Source organism: Azospirillum largimobile, assembly GCF_977007025.2.
Map to the genome: position 1 here is coordinate 1,951,578 of NZ_CDRMUA020000001.1, position 12,806 is coordinate 1,964,383.

Genomic DNA, 12,806 nt, shown 5'->3' on the forward strand with positions numbered 1-12,806 from the left:
GTGACGAACCGATGGCGGACTCGTGGCAAAGCCAAGGGTTCGCCCCTGCGGCACCATACAAGCGTGACCTAGGCGACACAGGCCGGGACAATCCGCAACATTGCGAATCGCTCCGCAATTTTGTCCCGCACACCCTCCTGAACGAAGGTGTATCTATCCCCCATCCGGGACCGGCACCATCCTCGTCCGGTCCGGCTGCAGGAAAGGGAGGCCGCGGTTCGCCCCATGGCCAATTGCGATCACAGCGCGTGCGATCACACCGTACCGTCACGCGTGTCGCCGTTTCGGATCCCCACGATGTCGAGCTTGGCGCGCCGCCTGCGCCGCTCCATCCGCCATTCCGCCCTCCAGCTTTCGACCGCGGCGCTCCTCGCCTCCACCGCGGTCGCAGCCCCCACCCAGTCCCTTCCGGCCAGTGTCCCGCCGCCCGTCAGCGAGCAGGTCTTCGCCGTCGGCTTCGGCAAGATCGCCGAGGTGTATCTGGACGCCGTGTCCTTCAACCGCCTGGGCATGGACGGTCTGAAGGGCCTGAGCGCCCTCGATCCCGCCGTGACGGTGGAGCGCGCCGGCAGCACCGTACGCCTGTACGTGTCGGGCACTCTGGCCGCGGAGTACGGGGCTGCGCCGGACGCCGACGCCGGCGGCTGGGCGGCACTGACCACCCGCGTCATCGACCGCGCGCGCAGCCATTCCCCCGTCCTGTCCAAGGCGACGCCGGAACGGCTGTACCAGGTAGTGTTCGACGGCATCACCGCCGATCTCGACGGCTATTCCCGCTACACCGGCGTCCAGCGAGCGACCAACGAGCGGGCGCAGCGCGAAGGCTATGGCGGCGTCGGCATCTCGCTGGACAGCAACGCCAACGGCCGCGTGACCTTGCATGACATCATGCCGCACAGCCCGGCCGAACGCGCCGGCATCATCGACGGCGAACAGCTTCTGGCGATCGACGGCGAACTGACGACACGGATGACCGCGGCCGAGATGCGCGACCGGCTGCGCGGCCCGACCGGCACCCTGGTCACGCTGACCGTCGCGCGCGACAACGCCGCGCCGCGCCGCCTGCCGCTGCGGCGGGAGCGGGTGGTGCCCAACACCATCACCTATTCGCTGTCCGGCGACGTCGGCATCGTCAAGCTCGACCGCTTCAACGCCACCACGGCCTCCAGCCTGCGGACCGCGGTCAACGCCATCCGCCAGACCGCCGGTCCGACCCTGAACGGGATGGTGCTGGACCTGCGCGGCAATCCGGGCGGGCTGCTGGACCAGGCGGTCGCGGTGGCGGACCTGTTCATGCGCCGCGGCCGGATCATCTCCACCGAAGGGCGCAACCCGGAAAGCCGCCAGCGCTTCGACGCCAACCCCGACGACCTGCTGGACGGGCTGCCGCTGGTGGTTCTGGTCGACGGCCGCTCCGCCTCCTCGGCGGAGGTGGTGGCGTCGGCGCTGCAGGACTCGGGCCGTGCGGTGGTGGTGGGCGCGTCCAGCTACGGCAAGGGCAGCGTCCAGACCGTCACCCGGCTGCCCAACGACGGCGAGCTGTTCCTGACCTGGAGCCGCATCTACACGCCGGCCGGCTACACCCTGCACCGCCAGGGCGTGCAGCCCACCGTCTGCACCAGCCGGGCCGGCCAGACCGATCCGGACACCCTGCTGTCCGACCTGCGCGAGGGGCGGCTGCGCCCGGCGCAGATCGCCAGCTGGCGGTCCAAGGCGGCCGACGACGAGCATGCGCTGAGCGCCCTGCGCGAAGCCTGCCCCTGGAAGGAGCATGAGCCCGACCTGGACCTGAAGGTCGCCATGCGGCTGCTGTCCGAGCCGGCGCTGTACCAGCGCGCGGTCGCCAGCGCCGTGGTCAACACGGTGGCGGAGCGCTGAGTCCGGCCACGGGAACGACGGGCCCTGTGGCAATCGAGGTCGGGCATCGATTTCACCGCCCATAAGGCTTGACATTGCGGCGTCAGACGGTATTTTCCGCCGCTACGACGCCGCCCCCGCCGGGCCGGCGGGGCACGGATTTTTTGTCGGGATCGAGATCATGGCCAAGCAGAACACCGTCCTCATCAAGCTGGTGAGCACGGCTGACACCGGTTTCTTCTACGTGAAGAAGAAGAACCCGAAGAAGACCACCGAAAAGCTGTCGTTCCGCAAGTACGACCCGGTGGCGCGCAAGCACGTCGAGTTCAAGGAAGCCAAGATCAAGTAAGTCTTGTCCGACACTGAGCTGTGCTTCGAATGAACAAGGCCGCCTTTCTGGCGGCCTTTTCGTTTTTGTCAGAGCTTTGCATTTTCCACACCAGTGCTGGTGCGGCATCCGGTCGCTGCCGCTATTTGCGGTGACCGCCACACCACGGATGCGTGCATTCCAAATGGGGCACTTCGGGCGGACACTGTTCGGACGGTAACCGACTCTGGAGGGACCGACCATGCCCGACACGCATCTCATCCCGTCCACCGGCCCGTCCGCCAACCCGCCCCCCGGCCCACTTGCCGACTCCGGCGCGACCGTGCCGGACGCCGACCGGCGGCAGGCTCTCGCGACCCGCTTCCAGAAGGCGCGCGCCCGCACGGCTGAACTGGTTGCCACCTTGTCGCCGGAAGACCTGATGGTCCAGACCGTCCCCGACGGCGCCCCGGCGAAATGGCATCTCGCCCACACCAGCTGGCTTTTCGAGGTGGCGGTGCTGATGCCCTTCAGCCCAGGCTACTGCCCCTACGACCCCGCCTTTCTCGACCTGTTCGCGGCGCGCGGCGAGCGATTCGCCGCTCCGCCCCGCGTGCTGTCCCGTCCCAGCGCCGCGGAGATCATGCGCCATCGCGACCAGATCAACGCCGCGGTGCTGCATCTGATCGAGCAGATCGACGACGGCCTGTGGGACACGGTCGAACCGGCGCTGGTGATGGCCATCGCCCATGAACGCCGCCACCAGGAGCGCATGCTCCTGCACATAAAGCATGCCCTGTGGTCCAACCCGCTGCGCCCAGCCTATGAACCGGCGCCGGACCATCCGCATCTTGGGGCACCGCCCGACGGCTGGGTGGAACAGGCCGGTGGGCTGGTCGAGATCGGCCGCCCCGCCCCCTTGCCCGGATTCGACCATGAAGGGCCACGCCACCGCGTCTGGCTGGACCCCTATCGCTTGGCCGCCCGCCCGGTCACCTGCGGCGAGTTCCTGGCCTTCATCGAGGCCGGCGGCTACAGCGACCGCTCGCTCTGGCTGTCCGACGGTTGGGAGACCGCGCGGGCGGAAGGCTGGAGCACCCCGCTCTATTGGGAGCGCGGCAGCGGCGAGCAGAGCGGGGACCTGAAAAGCGTTTCCGGCTGGCGGGTCTTCACCCTCTACGGCATGCAGCCGCTCGACCCAGACGAGCCGGTCTGCCATGTCAGCTGGTACGAGGCCGACGCCTATGCCCGCTGGGCCGGCAAGCGCCTTCCGCGTGAAGCCGAATGGGAGGCGGTCGCCGCCGGCTGCGACAGCATGGGCAATCTGCTGGGAACCGGCCATCGCCATCCGCGCTGCGGCACCTGTCACGGCACCGGCCCCTGGCAGATGTGCGGCGACGTATGGGAATGGACGGCCGACGCCTTCGCCACCTACCCCGGCTATCGCCGGCCCGATGGCCCGGACGAGGCGGTCAATGGCCGACTCGCCAGCAACCGCATGGTCCTGCGCGGCGGCAGTTGCCTGACCCCCTTCGACCATGCCGGACCCTGGACGCGGCATTACCTGCGCCCGGAGACCCGCCTGTCGGTGAGCGGTTTCCGGCTGGCGGAGGATGCGGTTTAGGAGATTTGGCCGGACGCCCCCGCCGCGCCTGCCGCCACGCGCCCGGCCACCAGCGCCCGCGCCTGCCCCTGGGTCAGGATGCCGCGTTCGGTCAGGCGGGTGAACAGCGCAGCGGCCAGTTCGGCCAGGGCCAGCGCCTCCCCCTGTGAGCCGTTGCGCGGGTGATGGGCCACGCCGAAGGCGGCGGCGAACCGGTCGGGAGACGCACTGGCCAGCGCCGGGTCCAGCGCCGCCGCCAGCACGCCGAGGTCCAGGCCCTGCGGCAGGGCGGGATCGGCGACGCCCGCCAGCGTGGCGGACCGCGCCAGGGCGGCGAGCGCCTGGTCGATGCCGATGCCGACGGCGATGCAGTTGTGCAGCGCATCCTGGATCGCCGGCCAGACGGCGGCGAAGGGGCGTTCGCCCGCCACCATTGCGGTGCCGATGCCGTGACGGGCGGTCGCCTCCTCCGGCACCGGATCGATGGGGTCGATCAGAAGGGCGAGCGACACGGTCGGGAAGATGCGCGATCCCGCCAGCCGCACCGTGCCGACCGCGATGACCGGACCGCTGTCCGGCTCCACCCCCGCCGTCGCCACCCACAGCGCGACGAACGGCAGTGCGGCCAGCGGCTCGTCGTCACCCAGAGGGGCGGCGGGCTGGGCCGGTCGAAGAGTGAGCGCTCGCTTGCCGGTCAACCCGGCGCCGCTGGCCATGCCGCGGGCGGGAAAGGACAGCATCACTCCAGAATTCAGGCCGAGATCGACGAGCCTTGCGGACAGTTCACCCTCTTCCGTCCGGCGCAGCACCGCGGAGACGGGCGCCCCGCCGCCGCGCGCCCGTTCGATGGCACGGGCCAGATCGTCGCGCAGCAGGGCCTTGCCGATGTCGGCACCCTCCTCCACCTCCAACAGCCGGGCGGCGGCGGGGTTGAGCCGCTCCACCCGCCCCAACTCGTCGATGATCAGCAACGGGTCGTCGGTGAGGACCAGCGCCGCGCGAACCGCCCGGTCCATGCGTCCGCCGCCCAGCGGCCCGCGCCCCAAGGGACCATCCGCCAGCGGTCCATCGCCTGCCGGCTGATCGCCGCCCCGGACCAACCCCGCGGCGGCCTCGGCCAGGCGCCCGACCTCGCCGCCGCGTCCGCCCGACCAGGGCTCCAGGTCGACGCGGCTGCGCCCGCCGGACAGGCGGTCCGCCAGACGTTCCAGATCGCCGAAATGGCGGGACAGGCGGGAGAAGACGAACCATACCGCCAGCAGGCCGATCCCGCAGATCGTCAGGCCGCGTGTGAAGGCGGTCCGGTCTTCCGCCGCCAGCTGCGTGATCTCCACGCCCAGAAAGACCAGCGTGGCCGCCGCCACAGCAAGCCCCAGCATCGCCACGCGCCAAACGCCGCCCTTCATCGGGCCGCCTCCCCCTCGTTGTGCCCGGACTCTAGCGGGCCAAAAGGAAACGGAGAAGCGACGTGCGTGTTCAGCGCGCCAGCAGGGCGGCCCACGCGCCGTCCACCTGCTCCATCAGGCCGGCCAGCGCCACCCTGACGTCTCCCGACAGGCCAATCATCAGCAGCGCCACCACCGCCACGGCCAACGCGTGGTCAAGGAAGGATCGATTCGCTTGGTTGCGGAAGAAAGGACGGATCGGCGGCATCGCTGACTGGCTCCGGCACAGGAGGAAACGAGGAATTGACGGGCGGCGCCAGCCTACCGGGGGAAAAGCCCAACGAATGCTTAACAGCGCGGGAACCAAACGGCTTGTCCTGCTTTTGACACCAGCGAATCGCGATTCGCAGGCGTTTTTCAAAGTCGAGGCTACGCTTTCCGCTTCACTCCGGTCGAGTTACCCTTTGTCGCTGCCTGTGCAAACTCGGATTACCGCCTTTGCGTAAAATACATAGCAACTTCCAACCGATCTTTTGCTATCGCTCTGTTGCATTTCCTGGTTTGCCTGCTTGCCGGATGATGCTAAGAGTAGGTCATCCAGCGACAACACTCCTTTCCGCATAGGCAATTCCTTGGGAGGCCGGCAATGACTTTGGTCTATCGTCCCCTGCCCTATGGCGGGCACGAAGACCGGCGGACAGGTCGCCATCTGCTATTGGTGGTGGCTCTGGTCCTTGCCATTCCGACCGTGCTCGGGGCCGGCTGTACCGTCGACGCTCTTCGCAGCTATGCGGTGGAGGCGCGGTTGGCGCAGGCAGTCGATGCCGCGGCACTGGCCGGCGGGCGGGTGATGTTCGACTCGCAGCGTGACGGACACATCCGCAGCTTCTTCGACAAGGCCTTCCCCAGGGGCTTCCTGGGATCGGACCTGTCTCCCCTGACGATCGCGGAGGACGCGGCGGCCGGCACCCTGACGGTCAGCGCCCACGCCACCGTCAACGCCATCTTCCTGCGCCTGTTCGGCAAGAAGGAAGTGACGGTGGAGGCGCGATCCATCGTCCGCCGCGGCCACCACGCGCGCAGCAAGCTGCAGTAAGCCCCCTTCGAAGCCCACATCGCCGATTCGGGACGCTCGCATTCGCGGAATGCAGCCCGCCGGCTTCGCCACTGCGGTAGAAGGACGGACAGCGCCCCTTCCTCCGGAGTCCGCGATGCTCGGAACCCTGACGCTTCTGCTGCTCTGCCAACTGGCGGGCGAGCTGGCCGCCCGCCTGCTGCACCTGCCGATCCCCGGCCCCGTGCTGGGCATGCTCCTGCTGTTCGCCGGCCTGCTGCTGCGCGGCGGGGTTCCCGCAGCGGTGCAGGAAACGGCCGGCGGGCTGCTGCGGCACCTGTCCCTGCTGTTCGTGCCGGCCGGAGTGGGCGTGATGGTCCATGTCACCCGCCTGGAGACGGAAGCGCTGCCGATCATCATTGCGCTGTTCGGCAGCACGCTGTTCGGCATCGCCGTGACGGCGAAGCTGATGGCCTTCCTGCTGAGCCGCATCGACCCGCGGCTGGAGGAAGAACCGGCGGCCGGGAAACCGCTGGCCGGAAAATCGGCGGAAGGGGACCGGGCATGAGCGACGACCTTCACCAGATCTGGGTCTATCTGTCGGCGAACCCGCTGGCCGGGCTGACCCTGACCCTGGTCGCCTACCAATGCGGGTTGTGGCTGTTCGAGAAGCTGGGCCGGCGCCCGGTGCTGAACCCGGTGCTGATCGCGGTCGTCCTGATCGCCGGCGTGCTGAGCCTGTCGAGCATCGATTACCGCACCTATTTCGACGGTGCGCAGTTCGTCCATTTCCTGCTGGGACCAGCCACCGTGGCGCTGGCCGTTCCGCTCTACAACCAGTTCCAGGAGGTCCGCCGCTCGGCCCTGGCGTTGGTGGTGGCGCTGCTGGTTGGATCGACGGCATCGGCGCTGAGCGCGGTGGCTCTGGTCTGGGCCTTCGGCGGATCGGCGGTGACGATCCTGTCGATGGCGCCCAAATCCGTCACCTCGCCCATCGCCATGGGCGTGTCGGAGCAGATCGGCGGGCTGCCGTCGCTGACCGCGGTGTTCGTCATCATCACCGGGATCGTGGCCGCCAGCCTCGGCACCTGGGTGCTGAACCTCGTGCGGGTGAAGGACTGGCGCGCCCGCGGCTTCGGCATGGGCGTGGCGGCGCATGGCATCGGCACGGCGCGCGCCCTGCAGGTCAACGAGGTGGCGGGCGCCTTCGCCGGGCTGGGCATGGGGCTGAACGGTCTGGCGACGGCGCTGCTGCTGCCGACCCTGTATCACCTGATCTGGGGCTGAGCGGCGCTATGGTTTGCGTGTCCCGCAGTCCGTTTTCCGCCAATCCGGGCTTGACAGCGTTGCCGCACCTGCGCAGAGTGCGGCCTATGACCTGCATCGACCGCAAGAACGCTCTTCTTCGACTTCTCGGCCCGGCGCTTTAAGCGTCCGGGTTTGTCGCGTTCGCACACCATTTCCATCGGTCGAAGTGTCAGTTCCATGAGCGATGTTTGCAAAGGCGCCGGTATCGGCGTCACCCGGCCGGGGCCGGGACTGCGACTTACCGACGGTCGCTGAGCCACGTCCGGCGGCTCTGCGGCCGTACCCCTCGCCGGTCCCTCCGCCTTTCAAATTCCGATCCGCCGCCCCTGCCCGTATTGAAGACCGGGCTCCGGGGCCGCCAGTGGAGCCGAACGACGCCATGAGCACCGCGACCCAAACCAGCACCGCGACCAACATCCCGACCCTGCCGAAGTCCCCGTCCAAATACGCCCCCTTCCCCCAGGTGAAGCTGACCGACCGCCAGTGGCCGTCGCGCACCCTGGACAAGGCGCCGATGTGGTGCTCGGTCGATCTGCGCGACGGCAACCAGGCGCTGATCGAACCGATGGGGCCGGACCGCAAGCGCGCGATGTTCGACCTGCTGCTGCGCATGGGCTTCAAGGAGATCGAGGTCGGTTTCCCCGCCGCGTCGCAGACCGATTTCGACTTCTGCCGCGAGGTGATCGACGAGGGCAAGATCCCCGACGGCGTCACCATCCAGGTGCTGACCCAGTCGCGTGAGGAGCTGATCCGCCGCACCTTCGACGGCATCAAGGGCGCCAAGCGCGCCGTCGTCCACCTGTACAACTCCACCTCGGAACTGCAGCGCCGCGTCGTGTTCGGGCTGGACCGCCAGGGCATCATCGACATCGCCGTCGCCGGCACCAAGCTGGTCAAGCAGCTGGCCGCCGAGACGCCGGAGACCGAAATCGTCCTGCAATATTCGCCGGAAAGCTTCACCGGCACCGAATTGGACTTCGCGGTGGAGATCTGCGAGGCGGTTATGGAGACCTGGGGGGCCACGCCCGACAACAAGGTCATCCTGAACCTGCCGGCCACGGTCGAGATGTCGATGCCCAACGTGCATGCCGACCAGATCGAGTGGTTCTGCCGCACCCTGAAGAACCGCGAATCGGCGATCATCTCGCTGCACCCGCACAACGACCGCGGCACCGGCGTCGCCGCGGCGGAGATGGGGCTGCTGGCCGGTGCCGACCGCGTCGAGGGCACCCTGTTCGGCAACGGCGAGCGCACCGGCAATGTCGATGTCGTCACGCTGGCGCTGAACATGTTCACCCAGGGCGTCGACCCGGAGCTGAACATCGACGACATCAACGAGATCGTCCGCATTTCCGAATACTGCACGCAGTTGCCGGTCCACCCGCGCCACCCCTATGCCGGCGAGCTGGTGTTCACCGCCTTCTCGGGCTCGCACCAGGACGCCATCAACAAGGGGCTGAAGGCGCTGACCAAGTCCAACACCGGCAAGTGGGAGGTCCCGTACCTGCCCATCGACCCGCAGGATTTGGGCCGCAGCTATGAGGCGGTGATCCGCATCAACAGCCAGTCCGGCAAGGGCGGCATCGCCTATGTGCTGGAGAAGGACTACGGCCTGCAGATCCCGCGCCGCCTGCAGATCGAGTTCTCCAAGGTCGTGCAGCGCGTCGCCGACGAGAGCGGCAAGGAGCTGTCGCCCGCAGACATCCACGCCGCGTTCAAGGCCGAGTATCTGGACGCCGACAGCCCGCTGGAACTGGTCGAGCATTCGACCGAGCCGCGCGGCCCGAACTCCGGCGCCCGTGCCATGAGCGTGGTGATGCGCCGCAACGGCGAGATCATCACCACCAAGGGCAAGGGCAACGGCCCGATCGACGCCTTCCTGGACGCCCTGCGCCAGGGCTGCGGCACCGACCTGCACGTCGTCGACTACCGCGAGCACGCCATCGGCTCCGGCGAGGACGCCCAGGCCTGCGCCTATGTCGAGGTGAAGACCGGCGACAAGACCCTGTTCGGCGTGGGCATCGACGCCGACATCGTGACCGCCAGCCTGCGGGCGCTGGTGAGCGCGGCCAATCGGGCGGGGCGGTAAGGGGTAGGCTTCGATACCCCCACCTATCCTTGTATGTTTGTTTTTCGTTATAGTGCCTTGGACGGATCGCGCTGCTGGGGGTGGCCACCCCCAGCAGCGCGGGCCGGCTGGCAGGCCGTCCTATCCGAGGCTGCTTGAGGCCGTGGGGGAGCGAGGTCCCAGCCGGTTGTCTTCCAACAAACCCGAATGGTTGCGCGGGCCATGAGCCCGGATTTGCAAGGCAGGGGCTGGGAGATGGCTGCTTTTTCCAAGACACTTGGCCTGGATGTCTCCAAACGCCAGCTGGATGGCCATTTCTGGCCCGATGGCGTGAGCGTCAGCGTCGGAAACAATGAAGCAGGGTTCACCACCCTGCTGCGTCACTTGGCCGAACGGGCGGTGGATGCCATCGCGGTCGAGGCATCGGGTGGCTATGAACGCAAACTGGTCGAGGCGATGCGGCAGGCCGGCTTTCGCGTGCTGGTTCTGCAGCCCCGCGACGTGCGGCTGTTCGCCCAGATGCGGCGCCGGCATGCCAAGAATGATCGGCTGGATGCCCGCGTGATCGCCGAGTTCGCCGCACTGTTCGGCGAGGAGCGTCCGGCACGCTCCCCGGTTCTGGAGCGTCTGGCGGCTTACCTGACCTACTACGAACAGCTCAGCGCTGCCGCAGCACAGACCAAGACCCAGCTTGAGGGCTTTGTCGACGACGAGGTGCGGGCGCTGGTTGTCGAGCAGATCAGGCGCCTGACCGCCGACAAGCGGACGTTGCTCGCCCGCATCCGGGCTCTGGTCGAAGAGGACCAGGACTTGGATAAGCAGGTGAAGCGCCTCCAGAGCATGCCGGGCATCGGCTTCCTGAGTGCGGTCACGCTGGCTGTCCGTTTGCCCGAACTCGGCCGGCTGACGCGACACGCCATCGCCTGTCTGATCGGTGTCGCTCCCTTCGACGACGAGAGCGGCCAGCATAAGGGACGACGATACTGCAGTGGCGGCCGAGAACGGGTCCGAACCATGCTCTACATGGCCGCCACCACCGCCAAACGATGCAATCCCATCATCAAGGCTTTCTGCGAACGCCTCAAAGCCGCTGGAAAGCCACATAAACTCATCATCGTCGCCGCAATGCGAAAGATGATCGTCACCCTCAATGCCATGGTCCGAGACAACAAGGAATGGCAGGACAACCTAGCCTCACCATGAAAAACAACATGGTTGCTCCCCCGCTGGGCGGGGGAGGGACTGCCGCCGCTTTTCCGCATAAGCACTTGCCTCCTCCCCCGCCCAGCGGGGGAGGATTGAGGTGGGGGCATCGCCAGCCCGCACTCCCCCAAACTTGCCCCCACCGCCCCACCCGCCTATAAGTCCCCACGAAACGCGTCGAGCAACAGCGGACAGCGCTATGATCGTGGTCACCGGCGGGGCCGGCTTCATCGGGTCCAACCTTGTCGCGGCATTGGCTGCCCGCGGCATCACCGACGTGGCGGTCGTCGACCGCTTCCGCGACGGCGAAAAGTGGCAGAACCTCGCCAAGCGCGAGGTCGCGACGCTGGTGCCGCCCGACCAGACGCTGGCCTTCCTCGACCAGCATGCGGCCGAAATCGACACCGTCTTCCATCTCGGCGCCGTCTCCGCCACCACCGAGCGGGACGTCGACAAGATCGTCGCAAACAACGTCGCGCTGACGCTCGACCTGTGGCGCTGGTGTTCCTGGCGCGGTTGCCGGCTGATCTACGCCTCCTCGGCCGCCACCTACGGCGACGGGTCGGCGGGTTTCGACGATGACGGGTCCTGCGAGGGGCTGGCGCGGCTGCGGCCGCTGAACGCCTATGGCTGGTCCAAGCATCTGGTCGACCGCCGCATCGCCCGTGCCGTCGCCACCGGCGACCTCGTGCCGCCTCAATGGGCCGGGCTGAAGTTCTTCAACGTCTACGGCCCCAACGAGACCCACAAGGGCGACATGATGAGCGTGGTCGCCAAGCTGCATCCGCAGCTGACGGCCGGCCAGCCGGCGCGCCTGTTCAAGTCGCACAAGGACGGCTTCGAGGATGGCGGCCAGCTGCGCGACTTCATCCATGTCGACGATTGCGTCGCGGTGATGCTGTGGCTGTACGACCATCCCGAGGTCAGCGGCCTGTTCAACGTCGGCACCGGCAAGGCGCGCAGCTTCAAGGATCTGGCGCTGGCCACCTTCGCCGCGCTGGGGCTGCCCCCCCGGATTGAGTACTTCGACATGCCCGAGCATCTGCGCGGCAAATACCAATATTTCACGCAGGCGACGACGGATCGCCTGCGCGCCGCCGGGTTCGACCAGCCCTTCACCGAGCTGGAAGAGGGTGTCCGGCGCTATGTGCAGGATTTCCTGTCGCAGCCCGACCCGTATCGCTGACCGGAGCCCCCATGTTCGCCGCCCTGCCTGTCGTCGCCTTTCCCACCATCGATCCGGTCGCCTTCGCCGTCGGCCCCGTCGTCGTCCGCTGGTACGCGCTGGCCTATCTGGCAGGATTCGTGCTGGGCTGGCGCTATTGCCTGGGACTGGCGCGGCTCGACCCCGACCGGCGTCCGAAGCCGGAGGAGTTCGACGACTTCCTGACCTGGGCGGTGATCGGCACCATCCTGGGCGGGCGGCTGGGCTATGTGCTGTTCTACAACCTGCCCTATTATCTGGAAAACCCGCTGGACGCGCTGCAGGTGTGGCACGGCGGCATGTCCTTCCATGGCGGCATGGTCGGCGTGCTGATGGCCATCGGACTGTTCTGCTGGCGCCGCGGCATCTCGCCCTTCGTCTTCGGCGACATCATCGCCGCCTGCACGCCGATCGGGCTGTTCTTCGGCCGCATCGCCAACTTCATCAATGGCGAGCTCTATGGCCGGGCGGCGCCCGACTTCGCCTATGCCATGGTGTTCCCGCGCGATCCGCTTCAGGTGCCGCGCCACCCGAGCCAGCTTTACGAAGCGGCGCTGGAAGGAGCGGTGCTGTTCGTGCTGCTGGCGATCGCCATCCGCAGCCCGGCGCTGCGCAACCGGCCGGGCACGGTCGGCGGGCTGTTCCTGATCGGCTACGGCCTGTCGCGCATCATCGTGGAGTTCTTCCGCGAGCCCGACCCGCAGCTGGGCTTCCTGTTCGCCGGCGCCACGATGGGACAGCTGCTGTCGCTGCCGATGGTCGCGGTCGGCCTGTGGCTGGTCCTGCGCGGCCGGCGCCACGCCCTGCCGGCCTGACG

The 12,806-nt window shown here is 67.9% G+C and carries 12 protein-coding genes; 10 read left to right on the forward strand and 2 right to left on the reverse strand.

What is annotated here, in order from left to right:
* Nucleotides 1–297: 297 nt before the first annotated feature.
* From ACWPKK_RS09160 to egtB, 3 genes are all read left to right on the forward strand, one after another.
* Nucleotides 298–1,878: a S41 family peptidase gene (locus ACWPKK_RS09160; RefSeq protein WP_452003009.1), complete on the forward strand. Its 1,581-nt coding sequence runs from the start codon at nucleotides 298–300 to the stop codon at nucleotides 1,876–1,878.
* Nucleotides 1,879–2,038: 160 nt separating this feature from the next.
* The gene (gene rpmG / locus ACWPKK_RS09165; RefSeq protein WP_012974790.1) at nucleotides 2,039–2,206 is read left to right on the forward strand and encodes a 50S ribosomal protein L33; all 168 of its coding nucleotides are present in this window, start codon (nucleotides 2,039–2,041) and stop codon (nucleotides 2,204–2,206) included.
* A gap of 220 nt (nucleotides 2,207–2,426) precedes the next feature.
* The gene (gene egtB / locus ACWPKK_RS09170; protein ID WP_452003011.1) at nucleotides 2,427–3,788 is read left to right on the forward strand and encodes an ergothioneine biosynthesis protein EgtB; all 1,362 of its coding nucleotides are present in this window, start codon (nucleotides 2,427–2,429) and stop codon (nucleotides 3,786–3,788) included.
* Here the strand turns inward: egtB and ACWPKK_RS09175 are convergent.
* Both ACWPKK_RS09175 and ACWPKK_RS09180 read right to left on the reverse strand, forming a co-directional pair.
* The gene (locus ACWPKK_RS09175) at nucleotides 3,785–5,173 is read right to left on the reverse strand and encodes a DNA polymerase III subunit epsilon (protein ID WP_452003014.1); all 1,389 of its coding nucleotides are present in this window, start codon (nucleotides 5,171–5,173) and stop codon (nucleotides 3,785–3,787) included. The genes egtB and ACWPKK_RS09175 overlap by 4 nt on opposite strands.
* 70 nt (nucleotides 5,174–5,243) lie before the next feature.
* Nucleotides 5,244–5,420: a hypothetical protein gene (locus ACWPKK_RS09180; RefSeq protein WP_452003016.1), complete on the reverse strand. Its 177-nt coding sequence runs from the start codon at nucleotides 5,418–5,420 to the stop codon at nucleotides 5,244–5,246.
* 378 nt (nucleotides 5,421–5,798) lie between these two features.
* On the opposite strand from ACWPKK_RS09180, the gene ACWPKK_RS09185 reads away from it, so the two are divergent.
* From ACWPKK_RS09185 to lgt, 7 genes are all read left to right on the forward strand, one after another.
* Complete coding sequence (locus tag ACWPKK_RS09185; protein ID WP_324868673.1) at nucleotides 5,799–6,248, forward strand: hypothetical protein; 450 nt, start codon at nucleotides 5,799–5,801, stop codon at nucleotides 6,246–6,248.
* A gap of 115 nt (nucleotides 6,249–6,363) precedes the next feature.
* Complete coding sequence (locus ACWPKK_RS09190; RefSeq protein ID WP_452003019.1) at nucleotides 6,364–6,774, forward strand: CidA/LrgA family protein; 411 nt, start codon at nucleotides 6,364–6,366, stop codon at nucleotides 6,772–6,774.
* Entirely contained in the window at nucleotides 6,771–7,493 is a 723-nt protein-coding gene (locus tag ACWPKK_RS09195) for an LrgB family protein (protein WP_452003022.1), read from the forward strand. The genes ACWPKK_RS09190 and ACWPKK_RS09195 overlap by 4 nt, the downstream gene beginning before the upstream one ends.
* Before the next feature lie 400 nt (nucleotides 7,494–7,893).
* Entirely contained in the window at nucleotides 7,894–9,603 is a 1,710-nt protein-coding gene (gene leuA / locus ACWPKK_RS09200; RefSeq protein ID WP_452003025.1) for a 2-isopropylmalate synthase, read from the forward strand.
* Nucleotides 9,604–9,804: 201 nt separating this feature from the next.
* Nucleotides 9,805–10,785, forward strand: a complete 981-nt coding sequence (locus tag ACWPKK_RS09205; protein WP_452002605.1) for an IS110 family RNA-guided transposase — start codon at nucleotides 9,805–9,807, stop codon at nucleotides 10,783–10,785.
* Nucleotides 10,786–10,984: 199 nt separating this feature from the next.
* The gene (gene rfaD, locus ACWPKK_RS09210) at nucleotides 10,985–11,971 is read left to right on the forward strand and encodes an ADP-glyceromanno-heptose 6-epimerase (RefSeq protein ID WP_452003028.1); all 987 of its coding nucleotides are present in this window, start codon (nucleotides 10,985–10,987) and stop codon (nucleotides 11,969–11,971) included.
* 11 nt (nucleotides 11,972–11,982) lie between these two features.
* Nucleotides 11,983–12,804 carry a prolipoprotein diacylglyceryl transferase gene (lgt, locus tag ACWPKK_RS09215; RefSeq protein WP_452003031.1) on the forward strand — a complete coding sequence of 274 codons (822 nt, stop codon included), beginning with the start codon at nucleotides 11,983–11,985 and terminating at the stop codon, nucleotides 12,802–12,804.
* The last annotated feature ends 2 nt before the right edge of the window (nucleotides 12,805–12,806 follow it).